At 38.1% G+C, this 17854-nt stretch carries 25 protein-coding genes, 1 tRNA gene and 1 pseudogene; 11 read left to right on the forward strand and 16 right to left on the reverse strand.

Annotated features, from left to right (window positions below):
- The first annotated feature begins 132 nt into the window (after positions 1-132).
- The 3 genes from ANA7108_RS0108310 to ANA7108_RS0108320 all read left to right on the forward strand — a co-directional run bounded on the left by ANA7108_RS0108310 (position 133) and on the right by ANA7108_RS0108320 (position 1413).
- Positions 133-393 carry a type II toxin-antitoxin system HicA family toxin gene (locus ANA7108_RS0108310; RefSeq protein ID WP_016950317.1) on the forward strand — a complete coding sequence of 87 codons (261 nt, stop codon included), beginning with the start codon at positions 133-135 and terminating at the stop codon, positions 391-393.
- A 97-nt stretch (positions 394-490) separates the two neighbouring features.
- Positions 491-829 (forward strand): type II toxin-antitoxin system HicB family antitoxin, encoded by a 339-nt coding sequence (locus ANA7108_RS0108315; RefSeq protein WP_026104057.1) that lies wholly within the window; start codon positions 491-493, stop codon positions 827-829.
- A gap of 8 nt (positions 830-837) precedes the next feature.
- Positions 838-1413, forward strand: a complete 576-nt coding sequence (locus tag ANA7108_RS0108320) for a Uma2 family endonuclease (protein WP_016950319.1) — start codon at positions 838-840, stop codon at positions 1411-1413.
- 113 nt (positions 1414-1526) lie between these two features.
- Here ANA7108_RS0108320 and ANA7108_RS0108325 read toward each other — a convergent pair whose 3' ends face one another.
- From ANA7108_RS0108325 to ANA7108_RS0108340, 5 genes are all read right to left on the reverse strand, one after another.
- On the reverse strand, positions 1527-2180 hold the full coding sequence (locus tag ANA7108_RS0108325) for a hypothetical protein (protein ID WP_016950320.1): 654 nt from the start codon (positions 2178-2180) through the stop codon (positions 1527-1529).
- Positions 2180-3229 carry a DUF262 domain-containing protein gene (locus ANA7108_RS28145; RefSeq protein WP_016950321.1) on the reverse strand — a complete coding sequence of 350 codons (1050 nt, stop codon included), beginning with the start codon at positions 3227-3229 and terminating at the stop codon, positions 2180-2182. The genes ANA7108_RS0108325 and ANA7108_RS28145 overlap by 1 nt, the downstream gene beginning before the upstream one ends.
- Before the next feature lie 47 nt (positions 3230-3276).
- Positions 3277-3507 (reverse strand): hypothetical protein, encoded by a 231-nt coding sequence (locus ANA7108_RS29550; RefSeq protein ID WP_237741499.1) that lies wholly within the window; start codon positions 3505-3507, stop codon positions 3277-3279.
- A 134-nt stretch (positions 3508-3641) separates the two neighbouring features.
- Positions 3642-3929: a type II toxin-antitoxin system VapC family toxin gene (locus ANA7108_RS27080; protein WP_237741500.1), complete on the reverse strand. Its 288-nt coding sequence runs from the start codon at positions 3927-3929 to the stop codon at positions 3642-3644.
- Complete coding sequence (locus ANA7108_RS0108340) at positions 3929-4177, reverse strand: hypothetical protein (protein WP_016950322.1); 249 nt, start codon at positions 4175-4177, stop codon at positions 3929-3931. Before ANA7108_RS0108340 ends, ANA7108_RS27080 begins: the two co-directional genes overlap by 1 nt.
- Before the next feature lie 71 nt (positions 4178-4248).
- On the opposite strand from ANA7108_RS0108340, the gene ANA7108_RS0108345 reads away from it, so the two are divergent.
- Positions 4249-4533 carry a hypothetical protein gene (locus tag ANA7108_RS0108345; protein WP_144052368.1) on the forward strand — a complete coding sequence of 95 codons (285 nt, stop codon included), beginning with the start codon at positions 4249-4251 and terminating at the stop codon, positions 4531-4533.
- Here ANA7108_RS0108345 and ANA7108_RS0108350 read toward each other — a convergent pair.
- From ANA7108_RS0108350 to ANA7108_RS0108365, 4 genes are all read right to left on the reverse strand, one after another.
- Positions 4513-4713 (reverse strand): hypothetical protein, encoded by a 201-nt coding sequence (locus ANA7108_RS0108350; RefSeq protein WP_016950324.1) that lies wholly within the window; start codon positions 4711-4713, stop codon positions 4513-4515. The genes ANA7108_RS0108345 and ANA7108_RS0108350 overlap by 21 nt on opposite strands.
- A complete protein-coding gene (locus tag ANA7108_RS0108355) occupies positions 4710-5009 on the reverse strand; it encodes a BrnT family toxin (protein ID WP_015212917.1) in 300 nt (99 codons plus the stop codon). The genes ANA7108_RS0108350 and ANA7108_RS0108355 overlap by 4 nt, the downstream gene beginning before the upstream one ends.
- A gap of 280 nt (positions 5010-5289) precedes the next feature.
- Positions 5290-5688, reverse strand: a complete 399-nt coding sequence (locus ANA7108_RS0108360) for a type II toxin-antitoxin system VapC family toxin (RefSeq protein ID WP_016950325.1) — start codon at positions 5686-5688, stop codon at positions 5290-5292.
- Positions 5689-5694: 6 nt separating this feature from the next.
- Positions 5695-5928, reverse strand: coding sequence for a hypothetical protein (locus ANA7108_RS0108365; protein ID WP_026104058.1), 234 nt, complete (start codon positions 5926-5928; stop codon positions 5695-5697).
- A 112-nt stretch (positions 5929-6040) separates the two neighbouring features.
- Here ANA7108_RS0108365 and ANA7108_RS27085 point away from each other — a divergent pair, with 112 nt between their 5' ends.
- The 3 genes and pseudogenes from ANA7108_RS27085 to ANA7108_RS27090 form a co-directional block, all read left to right on the forward strand.
- Entirely contained in the window at positions 6041-6310 is a 270-nt protein-coding gene (locus tag ANA7108_RS27085) for a hypothetical protein (protein ID WP_016950327.1), read from the forward strand.
- Positions 6311-6313: 3 nt separating this feature from the next.
- Positions 6314-6499, forward strand: a complete 186-nt coding sequence (locus ANA7108_RS0108375) for a hypothetical protein (protein WP_016950328.1) — start codon at positions 6314-6316, stop codon at positions 6497-6499.
- 132 nt (positions 6500-6631) lie between these two features.
- Positions 6632-6856 (forward strand): annotated as a pseudogene (locus ANA7108_RS27090) (element excision factor XisH family protein); the annotation flags it as partial.
- A 102-nt stretch (positions 6857-6958) separates the two neighbouring features.
- On the opposite strand, the gene ANA7108_RS0108385 reads toward ANA7108_RS27090, so the two are convergent.
- The 5 genes from ANA7108_RS0108385 to ANA7108_RS0108410 all read right to left on the reverse strand — a co-directional run bounded on the left by ANA7108_RS0108385 (position 6959) and on the right by ANA7108_RS0108410 (position 13031).
- Positions 6959-8074 (reverse strand): ferrochelatase, encoded by a 1116-nt coding sequence (locus ANA7108_RS0108385; protein WP_016950330.1) that lies wholly within the window; start codon positions 8072-8074, stop codon positions 6959-6961.
- Between the two features lie 578 nt (positions 8075-8652).
- Positions 8653-8886: a DUF3134 domain-containing protein gene (locus tag ANA7108_RS0108390; RefSeq protein ID WP_016950331.1), complete on the reverse strand. Its 234-nt coding sequence runs from the start codon at positions 8884-8886 to the stop codon at positions 8653-8655.
- A 116-nt stretch (positions 8887-9002) separates the two neighbouring features.
- Entirely contained in the window at positions 9003-9611 is a 609-nt protein-coding gene (gene leuD / locus ANA7108_RS0108395) for a 3-isopropylmalate dehydratase small subunit (protein WP_016950332.1), read from the reverse strand.
- A gap of 180 nt (positions 9612-9791) precedes the next feature.
- Positions 9792-11195: a 3-isopropylmalate dehydratase large subunit gene (gene leuC / locus ANA7108_RS0108405; protein WP_016950334.1), complete on the reverse strand. Its 1404-nt coding sequence runs from the start codon at positions 11193-11195 to the stop codon at positions 9792-9794.
- 426 nt (positions 11196-11621) lie between these two features.
- The gene (locus tag ANA7108_RS0108410) at positions 11622-13031 is read right to left on the reverse strand and encodes a 1-acyl-sn-glycerol-3-phosphate acyltransferase (protein WP_016950335.1); all 1410 of its coding nucleotides are present in this window, start codon (positions 13029-13031) and stop codon (positions 11622-11624) included.
- Positions 13032-13109: 78 nt separating this feature from the next.
- On the opposite strand from ANA7108_RS0108410, the gene ANA7108_RS0108415 reads away from it, so the two are divergent.
- Complete coding sequence (locus ANA7108_RS0108415; protein ID WP_016950336.1) at positions 13110-13742, forward strand: DUF938 domain-containing protein; 633 nt, start codon at positions 13110-13112, stop codon at positions 13740-13742.
- Here ANA7108_RS0108415 and ANA7108_RS0108420 read toward each other — a convergent pair.
- Positions 13743-13815 (reverse strand) — tRNA-Ala (locus ANA7108_RS0108420).
- Positions 13816-13906: 91 nt separating this feature from the next.
- Between ANA7108_RS0108420 and ANA7108_RS0108425 the strand changes: the two genes are divergently transcribed.
- Complete coding sequence (locus ANA7108_RS0108425) at positions 13907-14806, forward strand: rhodanese-related sulfurtransferase (RefSeq protein ID WP_016950337.1); 900 nt, start codon at positions 13907-13909, stop codon at positions 14804-14806.
- Positions 14807-14931: 125 nt separating this feature from the next.
- Here the strand turns inward: ANA7108_RS0108425 and ANA7108_RS0108430 are convergent, their stop codons facing one another.
- A complete protein-coding gene (locus ANA7108_RS0108430) occupies positions 14932-15594 on the reverse strand; it encodes a class I SAM-dependent methyltransferase (protein ID WP_026104059.1) in 663 nt (220 codons plus the stop codon).
- A gap of 245 nt (positions 15595-15839) precedes the next feature.
- Here ANA7108_RS0108430 and ANA7108_RS0108435 point away from each other — a divergent pair, with 245 nt between their 5' ends.
- Both ANA7108_RS0108435 and radC read left to right on the forward strand, forming a co-directional pair.
- On the forward strand, positions 15840-16778 hold the full coding sequence (locus ANA7108_RS0108435; protein ID WP_016950339.1) for a phosphoribulokinase: 939 nt from the start codon (positions 15840-15842) through the stop codon (positions 16776-16778).
- A gap of 124 nt (positions 16779-16902) precedes the next feature.
- Positions 16903-17634, forward strand: a complete 732-nt coding sequence (gene radC, locus ANA7108_RS0108440) for a DNA repair protein RadC (protein WP_016950340.1) — start codon at positions 16903-16905, stop codon at positions 17632-17634.
- The last annotated feature ends 220 nt before the right edge of the window (positions 17635-17854 follow it).

The following is a 17854-nucleotide window of genomic DNA, read 5'->3' on the forward strand; positions in this document are numbered from 1 at the left end:
GGAACGTTCTGTAAAGCTAGGTTCAACGCTTTTAAACTTAATATGTGATGTCAGTAGCTTCATTGAAAGGTTGCAACTTTCTTTAGCTTTGCTGGCTTATGAACCAGTCGTAACATCACCGGGGAGTAATGAATGGATCTCAATAATAAACAACAAAAGATTTTAGAATTAATTTTTACAACTCCTGTACCAGCAAACATTATTTGGCAAGATATTGAAAGTCTATTTACAGCTTTAGGTGCTTATATTAGTCAAGGTAGCGGTTCACGAGTAGGAGTTAAATTAAATGATGTTAGAGGTTATTTTCATAAACCACATCCTGAAAAAGAAACCGATAAAGGAGCGGTTAAATCAGTGAGAGAATTTTTGACAAATGCAGGAATTGAACCATAACTAGTTAGTTATTTTATAATTTATCCATATTGAAGATTTGGGGCAATCAAAAAAATTGCCTCAACCACAACAAAATCGAGTTAGGGTTATTAAAGTTATGTTGACTTACAAAGGATATACAGCATCAATTGAAGTAGATGTAGAAGCAGGAATACTTTTTGGTCGTGTTCTAGATATTAATGATGTTGTTACTTTTAAAGCTAAAACTGTCCAAGAAGCACGTCAAGAATTTGAAACTTCTATTGATGGCTATCTAGCTTTTTGTAAAGAATTAGGAGAAGAACCTGATAAACCTTTTTCTGGAAAATTACCATTTCGTACAACTCCAGAACATCATCGAAAAATTTTTATTGCAGCTAAAAAAGCTGGAAAAAGTATCAATGCTTGGATGGATGAAATGTTAATCAATGCTGCTGAAAAATCAGTCAAAGCATAGATTATTATATGGATAATATAACTTTGTATCTACCTCCATCAATTAAAATAACTCATGATAAATTCTTTGAAATGTGCCAAATCAAGGAATTAATTAAATTTGAACGTAATGCTGATGGTAGTCTGATATTAAAGCCTTTGTTGGGTGGCATATCTAGCAATATTAATGCTGGGTTAACTACTCAATTAGCAAATTGGAACGATGACAAATCACAAGGTGTAGTTTTTGGTTCTGATGTCGGTTTTGTTTTACCAAATGGTGCTATTCGTTCTCCTAGTGCTGCTTGGATAAAGTTACAAAGATGGAATAATTTAACTAATGAGGAAAAACAAAAGTTTCCTCCTATTTCTCCCGATTTTGTAATTGAGTTACTTTCTCCTAGTGATAGTTTGAAGACTACACAGGAAAAGATGAAGGAATATATAGATAATGGTGTGCGGTTAGGTATATTAATTAATCGTAAATCTCGTCAGGTGGAGATTTATAGATCAGGTAAGGAGGTTGAGGTTTTGGAATTTCCTGCTACGGTTTCGGGTGAAGATGTTTTAAATGGTTTTGTGTTAAATTTGGGGATGATTTGGTAAATGTATTGGGGTAGCAAATATATTTTAATTAGATTGTCAGTATCCATAATATGACGTATCGTAACGCGCTTACTTTGGAATATTAATGCTGGATTATTTAAATATAAAACCCTTTACTCATAACATAAATACTCAACTGTTAATATAAGTTCATCTATCCATTCAATTAATAAAGGCTGGCTTCTATTCAATGGTAATAAAAGCAAAATTTGTGATGGTTTTAATAGATTAGAAATACCGTATTGAGAAGCAATTTGCATAGCTGCATATTCAGTTTGTTGATTTCTATGAGCATAAAAATTTCTGAAAGTAGGCAAATTCTTAAAAACAGTTAGTCCTCCAGAAAAACCTGATTGAATTTGAGTAATATTTGAACACCCAATCTGATTGCATATATCCATGATAACTGTTGGATCGTGCCAAGTAGGTTCAAGTCGGCGATGCCAAATTCCAGCATTATTAGGAGTAGCATGACGTTTTTTATTTGGTGGAATAACCAAACCAATTGCATCATTAAAGTTAGCTATTGTTGTACTAATTGTGATTCTTCTACCACTCACTGTTTTAGCTGATAATACACAAGATAGATAAAAAGAACGAGAAAAATTACTCCACGTATTTAAGGTTTCTATAGTTATATAGGTTAAGAGAGTTTCAACCTCCCTGTTTGAAGAAATAGATAGAATATTAGTTGATAACTGCTCTAGCCTAGTTAATCTTTTAATAGCTGCTTTCTGGAGTTTTATCAGGTTTTTATGTGGTCTCATTATACAATCTGTGGTTCTAGAGCCTGACAAAAATATTTAAACCTTATTTCTCTATGTCCTTTGGTGGTAGTTGCCGAAGCTGCTTTAACAAAATCAGAATATTTGCTTTTATCTTCGATTGAGTTCTTATTTTCTAAAACCTCAGATAATTGACTCAGATTAAATAGTACAATATCATCTGTAAAGCCATGTTTTTTTTCAACACTTCTGACTTCCATTAACTTAGGATTTGGGTACAAATGATGTATGACTGATAATAACAAGGCATAAAAATTGTAAGATTTTACAATTGCAGTTCTATGTATTTCTTTCCATTTCAATATCCAATAAAAGGCATTATCTATCTGTTGATTAATTTCTACCGAGTTTGGAAAATCATCTTCGTATTCTCTATATAATTTATCCAAGCCTGAATTAGAGAATCTTTCTATACCATAAAAAAGTGTAGAAATAATATCAGATAAGAATTCTGCATCATCCATTCGACTTAGTTCTTTTTCAGAAAAAACACCAATACTCTTAAGTGTTTCTGCATATCTATTCGACAATTCTGTTATGAACCACTTAAAAGATCCTTGAGATATCGCATATCGTTTTTCTTGAGCATTTAAAGGAACAGTATAAGAATTCATGCGTTTAAAAGTCTGTCTGATCTCGTCGGGAGTAGCATTAACAAAACTATCTATACCTAATTGATAGTTTAGGAATTTGCTTTGATCTTCTTCTTCTAATTGTGAAAACTTACGACCTCTAAACTGGCTATTGCCGGATATTTTAAATTCATCATTATAAAATGATAATATAGTAGTGCTTCTTTGTTGTCCATCTACAATTTCTTTAGTTGTTTTTCTAGTTTTTAAATCCGTTACTTGGTATATATATAGTTTAGGAATAGGGAAACCTAAAATCAAAGTGTCAATAAAATAAGACTTAGCTGCTGGAGGCCAAATTTTTCCTGATCTTTGATAATTATGATTGACTATAATTTTTTTCTCTTTCATTTGTTGACAATATTCTGATATTGTCATATTGGTTATAATAACTTGCATTAATATTGACTCCTTAAAATATCAATAGTCTATATTATAAGATATTCTTAGCCTATTTTAAAAATAAGAAAGTATATTTTAGTGAAAATAACTGCTGTGTGGATCGCTGTTTGGGGGATGTGGGGAGTGCGATCGCGTTTGAGGATGTTGGGTATGCGATAGCGTAAGCGCTGACTTGTCAGTTCGCTGTTTTGGAGATGTTTGGAGTGCGATCGCTGTTTGAGAATGTGGGGAGGTGCGATCACTGTTAGAAGATATAGTAGGAGATGCTGGTGCAATTAATGATGTTATTCAGGCATAATAACAGGAATAACCTGATTTTTATATTGACGATAAATCCTAAAATCACTATCTAAAGTGAAAATACTACTTCCTCTAATTAATTCACTCATTCTTACTAAACAAGCATCAGCTAAAGACATGGAAATTGATATTGTTTCATTAATTGCTTAATTACTGTTACTTCTTCACTTAAATTAAAAGGTATTTTAATTACTTCTGCTTCCAATAAAGATAAAATAGCACTTTCTCCTCCATGAACATTTTGTAATAAAAAACAAGATTCCGCAATAACCGATTCACAAGTAAATAAAGGAGGGCGTGAATTTTTCCATTTTTCTACTGTCCATTCATGAAAATTATCACTTTTATCAATAAAAGCAACTAAAGGAGAAGTATCTATAATAATTTCTGATTTCATTATTTACCAAATCCTTGAAGATATCTTTTATTAGTAGATAAATCACCAATACCACTTTCTACAGATCCAGCCCATTCTTTAGCTAAATCATAAGCTGAAACTTCTTGATTGTCTTGTGATTTTGGTTTTTTACTGTGCATAAATTCCACAAAATCTAAGATAGTTTGTTGCTGTTCAATAGTTAGATTTCTAAATTTCTCTAACAGTGTATTTTCTTGAATTATAGGTTTATTAATTGCTTGAGACATAGTTTTTCTACAACAATTAAACAATTTTCATTAACATTATATCAATTTTTTAAACCTTCTACAACTTATTTGTGCGATCGCTGTTTTGGGATGTTGGGAGTGCGATCAGTTGTTGGGGGATGTATGGGGTGCGATCGCTTGTTGAGAATGTGGGGGATGAGCGATCGTTGTTTTTGGGGTGTGGAGATGCGATCGCTGTTTGGGGATGTGGGAATGCGATCGCTGTTTGGGGTTTGGAGGGTGTGCGATCGCTGTTTGGGGATGTGGGGATGCGATCGCTTTTGGGGATGTTGGGAGTGCGATCGCTTTTTGGGGGTGTGGAGGTGCGATCGCTGTTACTGAATACTTTCAATTAATTTAATATTATTTCTCAACCATTCATTAACTAAAATTTGCGCATCAATATTTTTCTCTTGAGCGATTTTTTTGAAAAAATTATCAACATCTGGTTCAAGGTAAATAGGATAATGAAAAGTTGCATCAGGATGATAAAATTTACCTTGTTCAGCTTGTGAAAAATCATATTCTGCTTTCATAGCTTTCTTCCTTGATAATACTGCTGTTCATTAAAAGTTGCTTTCCGTGCTGAAATAATACGAATCAAACACGAGTCTTCATCTGTTTGTTCAAAAGTATGAATAACAACCCTTAAAATACCCGTTTCATCTAAACCTATAGTAATCCATCTGTCTTCATAATCACTATGTTCTTCATCATATAAACTTAACTGATATTGATCACGAAAAACAGTTGATGCTAAACGAAAATTGATTTGATGTTTACGAATATTCTGTTTTTCTTTTGCTGGATTCCAATCAAAATTATAACGCAAATTTATAAATTACAAGAAATTAAATAAGTTGATATCATAATTATAACCATAATTTTATACTTTAACAGTGTTATCGGTAGTTTACCGTAGGTATCACTGTTTGGGGATGTTGGGGGTGCGATAGCGAAGCGCTCCATAGGAATCGCTTTTAGGATGTGTGGGAGTGCGATAGCGCAAGGGCTGACTTGTCAGTTCGCTGTTTGGGGATGTGGAGAGGTGCAATAGCGTATCCCTGACGGGACTCGAAGAGGTAGTGATCCGTAGGAATCGCTGTTATAAACTACCAAACAATAGCAACTAAACCCGACGCAGTTATATTTTGGTCGCACGTCAATAACTGCACAATTTCACCTTGACTGGCTAAAGCTAACGCAGTTGCCGCAATTTGTCTATCGTGCATTTCATTAATAGCAGATAAACTCATAGTCATTTCAATTACATCTTGATCAAGGGGATAAATTACCACACGAGGATCAGCTTCTACTGCTAAAATTACATCTTTAGGAGCAGGAATAGATGTTCTACCTCTTTCTACAATCCAAACAGCTTCAGCTAAAGTAGTCGCAGGAATAACTAACTGTGAATTAGGATCACAAAGGATAACTTTAGCATTTGCACCTAACTTTAAATTACCTTCAAGAAACCAGATTAAAGCATGAGTATCTAGGACATATTTCATAATTTATTATGACCAGTCTAAACTGTCCTCACTATCCCCATGAAATTCAGCAATTTCAAAATCTGCTTCTGTTGACTGGTTATTACCAGAAAACATACCAAACTTCATCATTTGATTTTTCTGCTGATTTTTTTGCGATTTTAAAAAAGTGACAATAACCAGACTTTCTGAAATATCAGATGGTAATTCTTTAAGTTCTACTTTACCATCTTTGTAAATTCCTTCAATTGCTTGCAACATAATTTTTACCATGAGCCAATTTAGCTGATGTTATTACTTTAACTATACACTATAGATAAGCGATCACTGTTTTGCAATAGGAGATTCAGAAATAGCTAATAAACGTTTAGAATTGCTGGAAAACTTTGAACTTTTATCAATAAACGAAACTGTTATAACTCTTGCAGAACAATTTATTCATAAAAGTAACCTACCTTCTAAAGCTGCCACAGATGCAATACATATTGCACTAGCTACAATTCACGGTATAGATTATCTGTTAACATGGAATTGTAAACATATTGCTAACGCACAAATTCAGAAAAAATTGGCTCAAGTTAGTTTAGACTTTGGCTATGAAATGCCAACTATTTGTACACCTTACGAATTAATGGAGCGATAAATTATGTGGGAAGATGAAATTGTAGAAGAAATTCATCACATTCGAGAAGCCTACGCTAAGTCCTTTAACTATGATTTGCGTGCAATATTTTTGGACTTGCAAAAAAAGCAAAACTCAAGCAGACATAAGGTTGTTACACTACAACCAAAACTGAAGTCTAACAAATTATTGGAAGGCACAAAATCATAAGTAAATGCAATAGCGAAGCTGACCGAAGGTATCGCTGTTTGGGTTTGGGAGGAAGTGCGATCGCGAAGCTGACCGAAGGTATCGCTTCCTGGTAATCTAATTATAGAATGAGCAATATAATAATAGATATGTATGTCTGCTAAAGATATTTTTCACGAAGTTGTCAAAACAGCTTTACAAAAAGATGGTTGGTAAGTTACTAATGACCCACTTACAATTAGTGTAGGAGGAGTTAATCTTTCTATTGATTTGGCCGCAGAAAAGCTGATAGCCGCAGAACGGGAAGGACAAAAAATTGCAGTCGAAGTCAAAAGTTTTTTACAAAAATCGTCTGCTATTTCCGAATTTCATACAGCATAGAGTTGGTATTAGTTCCAGATTAACACCCAAACTTCAGGTAGGAAGCAGAAGGTAATTCATAATTATTTTTTCTCCTCTGCTTCCCCTGTCACCTATAACCTAATGGTGATGATGATGGTGAGTTATCGCTAACTCCCGATTAACTACCATTTCTTCAGCTTGCATTAATTCTGCAATATGAGCATTTGCCCATTCAGCAGCAATATCTAAGAATTGCGGATTGTCATTTACACAAGCCATTTGTAAATAATCAACATCAGAATGCTGTTTCTCTAAATCATGGATAATGTGGTGAACATCCAAAAGAGTTTCATGGTTTTCTGTTGCAAAACCAATAGGCATAAAGACTATCACTTTTGCACCCAATTGAATTAGGTTTTTAGCAGCTTGGGTAGCAGTTGGCTGTGTCCATTCAATTAGGGGTGTATCGTGGTTGAGCCAACCCACAGAAATTAAAGGATAACGGTTAATTAACTCATTTCTGACTAATTCGTAAAGCGCTTGACTTTCATCAATTCCCGAAGTAAATCCCTTGGCTTTGTGGGGACAACCGTGATTCATCAGCACAATACCGATTTGGGAAGGTAAATAAGCTGCGGCTACGTCAGCATTAATTTTTTCTTCCACCAACTGCGCCATCAATTTGATATATCCTGGTTCATTGTAGAACGAAGGAATATAGCGCATAGCCTTAACCCAATGTTCTTCACCATCAGCTAATTCTACAAGAGCATTATTAACTTGCTCAATAGCAATACCACTGGTGAAAATGGAATCTACAACCAAAAGTGGATAAATCAAGATTTTGCTAAAGCCTTGATTTTTAATTTCTGCTAAAACTTGATTTGGCAAAAAAGGAGCGCAAAAGTTAAAAGCTTTGAAAACTTGAACACCACCACCCCATTTGTGTTGTAATTCGTGTTCAATACCAGCCCTTTGCTTTTCAAAGATGGCATTGTGTGGGGAGATAAAATCGTGGTGTGTGTGTCCCCATTCATGACGGTCAAATAAAGCTAGAAGCTTTGCTAAAGGGGGATAAATCCAAGTAGGAACAGGTGCGAATTTCGCAGTCAGTAGATTTAAAGCTTGTTCGTTATAATTGGCAAAATCTTCGTAGCTTTCGACTTCGCCATAACCCATGAGCAATACTGCTACGCGGTCTTGGTTAGGTAGATGCTCGTGAGTATGTTGCAGTTTTTCGGGGGTTGCAACCACAATTAAATCCTCAATATAACCAGAATGCAGAGAGTGTAAACAGGAATCACATCAAGCCTTTTAAATACTTATCATTAAGACAAACGCGGTGACGCGGTGAGTTTTTTTGATAAGCAATTAGCCGATCTTGACATAACTGTATAATTCCCTATACTCATTAATTATTATCCCTTCCAGGGGGATAGGATAGACATAAACATAAAAATATACATCTAAAGATATAGTTTTGCTATTTCTTTACATAGGAGCTTAAGTATTTAGCAATGTCTCCGCAGGAATATATGAGAGCAAATTTCAGTAAAATTTCTCATATGGGCAGAAATCACCATATACTTAAACTTATATCATGTCCGTCTAATCAGTTACCAAGAAAACTCTCCGCGTCTCCGCGTCAGTCTAAATGATAAGTATTCAACCGGACATGATATTACTAGCTGTCTTGTGGCTTCTGTCTTGTATAGCAACGGACAGGGCGGTTAGGACACCAACTGATTATAAAACCTAGACACCAAAAGACTCTTCAGACTGTCACCTGTCACCTGTCACCTGTCACCTGTCACCTGTCACCTGCTATAGTACTAATCTTCTAAATCAATTTCTGCCTCATCATCATCATGATCATAGGGGATATCATCGAGGTCTATGATCTCAGAAATTTCTTCTACCGCATTAAGCTGATCTGATTCTACTGGTTCACGCGCTATTAAGCGTCCAGTGGATTTTAGCCATTCCAAAAGCACAAATTCATTACTTGTACGAATTACAGTAGCTCGTTGGTTGCGAGGTTGTTCATGCAAAGGACCGTTAAGCATAAAAAAATTCTTTTTGAATTGGAAAAACTATCTTGACAAGCAAATACTCACTTTACTATAATACCAAACTCGTTTTATAGTATATTTCCCCAGCCTAGCCAGGGAACATATGACAACTAACTCGCTGCTAATATCTCCCAACCAATGTAAGGCAATTTTGCGGCTATTGCTTTCACCTGTTCTGCATTTGCGACTAACTGTCCGCAAGCGTCCCAAGTTCCCGAAATAAAGGTGCTTCTCGTTCCTTCACTAAGGACAACTGGGGCGGTAAAATCACCAATTTGTACTTGCAATTTTTCCAAATCTATGGTAGTGGATGCTTGGGGATTAGCGGTGACTAATTCTTGGAGTTGTTTGACTGTTTCGCTGGGTGCAGTTACGCATGGTATGCCCATTGCAACGCAGTTACCAAAGAAAATTTCGGCGAAGCTTTCACCAATCAGGGCTTTAATTCCCCATTTTGCTAGGGCTTGGGGTGCGTGTTCTCTTGATGAACCACAGCCAAAATTACGGTTAACTATGAGGATGTTTGCGCCTTGATATTGGTTTTGATCAAATGGGTGTTCACCATTTAAGGCTTTTCTGTCATCAACAAACACGCCTTCTCCTAAGCCGTCAAAGGTGATGGCTTTTAAGTAGCGGGCGGGTATAATTCTGTCGGTATCGATGTCGTTACCGATAAGGGGAACGGCGTTACCGGATATTTGTTTTACTTCACTTACCATGATGTTTTGGGAAGAAACGAACCGCGAAGGCGCGAAGAACACGAAGGAAGAAGAGAAGAGTTTGAGAGAGATTTTTCCTGTGGGAAGGGCTTTTAGCCTGTCCTAGTTTGGGCGGGCAAGATGCCCACCCCACACGAGTTTTTTCACTCCCCTCCTCGCTTGCGGGGGTTGGGGGTGGGGTTACAGCAAGTCGCGCACGTCGGCGATTTCGCCTTTTATGGCTGCTGTGGCTACCATTGCGGGACTCATGAGTAGGGTACGACCGGAGGATGATCCTTGTCTGCCTTTGAAGTTGCGGTTGGAGGAGGAGGCGCTGATTTGTCTTCCTTGGAGTTTGTCGGGGTTCATGGCTAAACACATGGAACATCCTGGTTCTCTCCACTCGAAGCCGGCTGCTTGGAAGATTTTATCTAGTCCTTCGGCTTCGGCTTCTTTTTTGACTCTTTCTGAACCGGGAACTACAAACGCTTTTATACCTTTAGCTACTTGGCGACCTTGGGCGATTTTGGCGGCTTCTCTTAAGTCGCTGATACGTCCGTTGGTGCAGCTTCCTATGAAGCAAACATCTATTTTTGTGCCTTGGATGGGTTGACCTGGATATAAGTCCATGTAGCGATATGCTTCTTCGGCGATGAAGCGGTCTTCTTCTAGGAGTTCGCCGGCTGTGGGTACTTTTTCATCTACGCCTATTCCTTGACCTGGTGTAATTCCCCATGTGACTGTGGGGGGAATATCTTCGGCATTAAATATTACAATATTGTCATATTCGGCATCAGCGTTACTACTTAGGGATTCCCACCAATTCACGGCTTTTTCCCAATGTGCACCTTTGGGAGCGAAGTCTCTATTTTGCAGATAGTCGTAGGTAATTTGGTCAGGGTTGACGTATCCACATCTTGCACCGCCTTCGATAGCCATGTTACAAACGGTCATCCGTTCTTCCATGTTCATCTGGGCAAAGGTTGTACCAGCAAATTCGTAAGCGTAGCCTACGCCACCTTTTACGCCGAGGGTACGGATGATATGTAATATTACGTCTTTGGCGTAAACTCCGGGTTTTAAATTACCGTTAACTTCGATTTTGCGAACTTTGAGTTTTGATAATGATAGGGTTTGGGAGGCGAGAACGTCTCTAACTTGGCTTGTACCGATACCAAATGCGATCGCTCCAAATGCACCATGACTTGATGTATGACTGTCTCCACAAGCAATGGTCATTCCCGGTTGGGTGAGTCCCAGTTCGGGGGCGATGACGTGTACTATACCTTGATTACCTGAACCAATATTGTAAAAAGTTATGTCATTTTCTTGACAACTCTTTTCTAATGCCTGAATCATTTCTTCGGCCATGCTATCCACGAAGGGACGGGCTTGGTTTTCTGTGGGGACGATATGATCAACTGTGGCTATTGTCCGTTGTGGGAATAATACTTTTAAATCCCGCTCCTTGAGCATAGCAAAGGCTTGGGGACTGGTAACTTCATGAATAAGATGTAGTCCAATAAATAGTTGTGTTAGTCCTGATGGAAGTGTCCCAACGGTGTGTAAGTCCCAAACTTTATCAAATAGGGTTCCCTTGCTCATACGTCAATCTATGTTAAAGGAGTCGGATTTTTTATGTTATCAGAAAATTGTCCGCTGTGGACAAAAAGCTAAAATAATTAATCTAGGACTTACGCACTGTACAAACTTCAGATGATATGTATGAACAAAATTGCCTAGTTTCAGGCTTTTGGAATAGCATATTAGTGCGGTGCGTCAGATAGAGACAATCTGTTAGATGCTCAATTATCGGGTCTGACGCACCCTACAAGAGATAAAATTCATAATCTATATTTGATAGATTTTGTCAATGCGTAAGTTCTATAATCTATGAATAATGAAAAATCTTTTTTTTCTGATGTGAAACTAATCTTTAATCGAGTCCCGTGGGTCTAAATCTCCGTCACAAAACTTAATTACGAATTACGAATTACGTTAGCGTAGCTCTCCCGAAGGGAGCATTACGAATTATTTAATCAATTCCTCCAACATTACCTGCAAATCCTTTGTCAAATCACTCACTCCTTTTCTCAACGCCTGTTTGTTATCCTGACAATTCTCCCATCTTTCACTGACAGCAATTGGCTCACCTACAGTAATCATCGCTTGTTTTAAACCTAAACTTGGTCTTCCTGGTAAAGTAGAATCTTTAATCCGAGACAACATATCAAACATTAATAATGCTGTTTCGGCAAATCTCTCCGCAGTTGGGTTTTCCTGAATATAATTAGCAGTTACAGCCACAAAACTTTCGGCTATTCTCATGTGTTGCATTCTTAAATCAGCTTCTTCTGCTACCCAATCAGCCAAGCCTCGTTTGAAAGGAGGTAAACTTTGAATATCCTCGATATCATCCCGATAAATATAATTCCAACCGGCTTCTTCTAAGCGCCGACATCTATCAATAAAATTACCCTGGGGCTGAATATTAAAATATTGTTCTGAAATTTGTAAAGCTGTATCCATTAAACGGTGTAATCTGGTAATTAACACTTCATTAACAGGGTTTTTTTCTTCAGTGATGATTTCCGGTAAATCTCGATGATAGAAACGGCGATAAAATTCTTCCATCTCGGAAATTAAATATTCAGCTAAACGCAAAAAACGTTGATATAGAATTTCTTCTTTTTTCTGTCCCGTTAGACTAATTTCCGCAACGGGTAAACCGCTATCAGTTTCTAATTTAGATAACAGCCAATCTATTTTTTCCCAAGGTGGATTAACGTAACTATATTTAATGGCAATAGGAATAATAAAAACTTTCTCTTCCCGGTTGGCTTTTTGTAAATCTTCCACACACCAAAAACCCAATTGTGCTACACCTGGTTCTAGAGGACTAACTATACCACTATGACCATTTGTACCGCCTTCTGGTGCAACAGCAATAGGCATTTTTGCATTAGCAAATAAATCCCGCGCCATTTGAATAGAGTTTCGGTCTACTCGTCTTCCCCTACGAACAGGTACACCCCCAAGTCCAGAGAATAACCATCCTAACCACTTTCCCGCCCATAATGTCATTCCCCGTTCATACATAAAATGACTATGTAGTGGATATTGTAGAGCAATTCCTTTTTGACGCGCCACTTTGGGAACAATGCGGGTAAGAAAATATAACATAGTTAGAGGATCTTCTACCTCTGGGTGACGAAATGCGATTAAAAAGCGGATTTTCCCGGCTTGAAATTCTTGGTATAATTTAGCTAAGACTTCAGCATTCTTGGCTTCAATATTGACAATACCCGCAGGTAGCCAAGGTCTAGTTCTCACCCGCAGCGCAAAGGGGACAAACCAAGAGGCAATTTTCACTATGAGGGGGTTATGGCGTTGGGGAATGAATTTGAGTGGTGGTTGAGTAGAATGAATTGATTTAGGCAAGTTGTTCTCCTGAATTTCTGGCTAAAAAAGTGAAAAAATAGCGATCGCTTGATTGCTCAATTCTGATAACTTAATTATATGAATACAACACCAGACAAAAAACAATTTGCACCAGCCACCCAGCGCAACCGAGAAGCCATTTTAGAGGTACTTTTACAAGTATTACCTGCCAATGGAACTGTTCTAGAAGTTGCCAGTGGTACAGGTGAACACGCTGTGTTTTTTGCACCTAGCCTCAAACCCCGACAATGGCTACCTTCTGACCCTAACCCCATATTACGCGATAGTATTACTGCTTGGGCAGAAGAATTCAAGAGTGATAATATTTCTCAACCTTTAGACATAGATGTAGAGTTACCAATTTGGCCAGTGGAGAAAGAAACATTACCTGAATTATCCATTGTCGCTATAGTTAACATTAACATGATTCATATTTCTCCTTGGTCAGCTTGTTTGGGACTCATGGCTGGTGCGGGACGGATTCTTCCCCCAGGTGGTATTCTTTATTTATATGGACCCTACAAACAAAACGGTAAACATACCGCACCGAGTAACGAGGCTTTTGACGAGTCTTTACAGCTGCAAAACCCAGAGTGGGGAGTGCGTAATTTAGAGGATGTTATCAAAGCAGCTAACTCGCAGAATTTAATTTTGCAGAAAACTTATCCAATGCCAGCAAATAACCTGTCAGTCGTGTTTCGTCATCATTAATGGAGGTTAGCGGACTCGAACCGCTGACATCCTGCTTGCAAAGCAGGCGCTCTACCAACTGAGCTAAACCCCCGTTTTCAGTTCAAAAGTCTTTTTAATAATGAAGAGGAAGCAATTTTAAACCTTGACAAGATATTATCCTAATATTCATTTTTTGTAAATAGATGCACCAAAAAAATATTGTAGTTGTAGCTGCACTGTATAAATTCATTAGTTTACCGAATTTTGCCGAAATGCAAGAACCCTTGCTATCTTTTTGTCAGGAACAAGGAATCAAAGGCACAATTTTACTAGCTCAAGAAGGGATTAATGGTACAATTGCCGGTTCCCGTCAAGCAATTGATGCAGTTCTTAACTTTCTCCGTAGTGATACTCGGTTCACAGATTTAGAACACAAAGAATCATACACAGAAACGCCACCTTTTGAAAGAATGAAAGTGCGGTTAAAACCGGAAATTGTGACTTTGGGAATACCGGAAATTGATCCCAATGAAAAAGTGGGAATTTATGTCAGTCCTCAAGAATGGAATGATTTGATTTCTAACCCAGAAGTCACAGTAATCGATACCCGGAACGATTATGAAGTCAGCATGGGTACATTCAAAAGGGCTGAAAATCCGCAAACCCAGATATTCCGAGAATTTCCAGAATATGTAAACGAACAACTTGACCCCAGCAAACATAAACAAGTGGCTTTATTTTGTACTGGTGGTATTCGTTGTGAAAAAGCCTCATCTTACCTACTTTCTCAAGGCTTCGAGAAAGTATATCACCTTAAAGGCGGCATTCTCAAATATTTAGCAGAAATCCCTGCCGAAGAAAGTTTATGGGAAGGAGAATGTTTTGTATTTGATGAACGAATCGCAGTCCGTCACGGATTAGAAGCAGGCAGTTATGAGTTATGCTTTTGCTGTGGACATCCCATTGCAGAAGAAGATAAAACCTCACCTAAATACGAAGAAGGAATTTCCTGTCCGCACTGTTTTGATAATTTAACCGAAGACAAAAGAAAGAGACAACAGCAAAAATGGAAACAGCATAGCCAGCATATCATATCCGATTGAATACTTGTGATTAGGAATGACGCGGGGACACAGAGACACGGTGAGTTTTTTTATCAGCAATTAGCCGGACATAATATAACTTCATCTTTGCGAACCTCTGCGCTAACCTCCGCGTACCTCTGCGTTTAATTCTTCATTCCTAAAGTCAAACCATCAGCGATAGGAACCAAACTCAGAGTAATTCGTGAGTCTTGATGTAACTTTTGATTCAAAAAGCGAATCTTATTAGTTTGATTATCTTGAACTTCGGAATCTGCGACTTTACCAGACCAGAGGACATTATCAATGGCAATTAGTCCACCGGGTCGAATTAATTGGAGCGATCGCTCATAATAGTTTTCATAGTTCCCCTTATCAGCATCAATAAACGCAAAATCAAAACTTTCTGCTTCACCAGATGCCAGCAATTTATCTAAAGTTTCCAAAGCTGGAGCGATATGTAAATCGATTTTATCAGCTACCCCGGCTCGTTGCCAATAACGCCGAGCAATACTAGTATATTCTTCACTGACATCACAGGCGACAATCTTACCATCAGCCGGTAAAGCCAAAGCTGTGATCAAGGAACTATAACCTGTAAATACACCTACTTCTAAAGTTTTTTTTGCGCCTATCAGTTTCACCAACAACGCCATAAATTGACCTTGTTCTGGGGAAATCTGCATCTGAGCCATTGGTAATTGTGAGGTTTCCTGACGCAGTTGAGTTAATACATCTGGTTCTCGCAGGGAAACAGACAGTAAATAATTATACAGATTTTTTTCTAAACCAATTGTTTGTTTTGTCATCATTCAAAAATATGCCTGTCGTACATAGCACAAACGGATTTTGACACAGATGCACAGATGATATCACCTTCGTTACTTGCCTGCCTACTCTACCCGGATTTCTCCTCAACTTCTTTTATGTAGAGATGTTGCAAAGATGATTTTGGGTGAATTTATTTGCAAATTCCCTTCTAAAATTAGTAAATTAATTAAAATTGTTCTCTGTAAACATTATTACGCAACTAGCTTGTGTTAAAGGGGGTAAAATGAGCCGTCCAATTATTCTTGGAATTGTTGGTGACAGCGCTGCTGGTAAAACGACACTGACTAGAGGAATTGCTCAGGTACTTGGACCGGAGAATGTTACCCTCATATGTACAGACGATTATCATCGTTACGATCGCACACAACGAGCCGAAATTGGCATTACAGCCCTTCATCCTGACTGTAACCATTTGGATATTATGCAGCAGCATTTATCGCTGTTACGTACAGGACAGCCGATTCTCAAGCCAGTTTACAGCCACAAAACTGGGACATTTGAGCCACCACAATACATTAAACCTAATAAATTCGTAATTATTGAAGGTTTACTGGGTTATTCTACCCGTGCAGCCCGTGATGCTTATGATGTAAAAGTATATCTTGCTCCTCCCGAACCAGTTCGCGCTGCTTGGAAAGTTAAGCGGGATACACAAAAACGTGGTTATACCCCAGAACAAGTATTAGCAGAACTAGAAAAACGTGAACCAGACTCACAACAGTATATCCGTCCCCAGCGTCAATGGTCGGATATTGTCGTCAGTTTCTATCCTACAAAAGAGGAAGAAAATGAAACCAATGGTCATTTAAATGTGCGTTTGGTGTTACGTCCTTCTATTCCCCATCCAGATTTTACCCAAATTACGGACTCCGGTAATGGTGATTCTCAATCAGCCGTTCGTTTGGGACTAGATAGAGATATGGGTAAACCAGTGGATGTCTTGGAAGTTGATGGTCACGCTACCTTAGAACAGGTGACTAATATAGAGCATATTATGTGTTCGGATATGCCTTATCTCAAGAATATATGCGATCGCGAAATTAATCCAGAACTAGGTAAAATCGCGGGTACAACCGGAGAAACACTACAAAGTTATCCCCTCGCACTTACACAGTTAATCATTACTTACCATATGCTCAAAGCTACGCAGATTTATCAATAAGCAAGCCCTAAGTAATACTGAGCAAAATTAAAGATTTTGCAAACAGGGATAATTGGTCAAGCAAATAAGAGATAAATAAATATAGCCCTACCCAATTATCCTTAATCTAAAATCCCCAATTGGTATGACTTATTGCCTCAGAATTGCCGACTTACCCGAAAATGAGCGTCCACGTGAGCGATTAATGACACATGGCGCAAAAATCTTAGCCACTGCTGAATTAATCGCTATTTTGCTAGGTACTGGACAAGGTCCGGGTAAACTTTCCGCAGTTGGCTTGGGGCAGTATATACTACAAGAGTTGGGCAAACATCAGCGTGACCCTTTAGCCGCTTTAAGGGAAGTTACCCCAGCTGAGTTGATGGCAATTCCCGGTGTGGGTCCCGCAAAAGCCACAACAATTCTCGCAGCAATTGAATTAGGCAAACGCGCTTTTTTATCGCGTCCCTCAGATGGAACAGTAATTGACAGTCCCCTTGCTGCGGCTGCAACGCTTAGTCAAGACTTGATGTGGCAAAATCAAGAACGTTTTGCGGTAGTGTTATTAGATGTGAAAAATAAGTTTTTAGGAACAAAGGTAATTACTATTGGAACTGCGACGGAAACTTTAGCTTCTCCCCGTGACATTTTTCGGGAAGTGATTCGTCATGGTGCAACGCGAACTATAGTAGCACATAATCACCCGTCTGGTAATTTAGAACCTAGTGAAGCTGATATAGAATTAACAAAGCAATTATTAGCAGGTGCAGAACTTTTAAGTATTCCCTTGTTAGACCATTTGATTTTAGGGAATGGTACGCATCAGAGTTTGCGAGAAACTACAACTCTCTGGGATGATTGTCCCCAGGGTGATTGATGATGAGGTGTTGCTGATTAACCAAGCAACACTATCATCGAACTTAAGCACAACAGCTTAGAAACGGGTATCCAAAATTATCTGAATGGTTATCCAAGATAAAATAATCTGAATAACCGCAGATTCTTTTTATAAGCCATACCATACAGTGCGATCGCGTCAGCGCTGACTTGTCAGTTCGCCTATATTGTCGGTTGAGTTGTACAATTATATTTGCAAT

The sequence above is a fragment of the Anabaena sp. PCC 7108 genome (assembly GCF_000332135.1).
In the GTDB taxonomy this organism is placed as follows: Bacteria; Cyanobacteriota; Cyanobacteriia; order Cyanobacteriales; family Nostocaceae; genus Anabaena.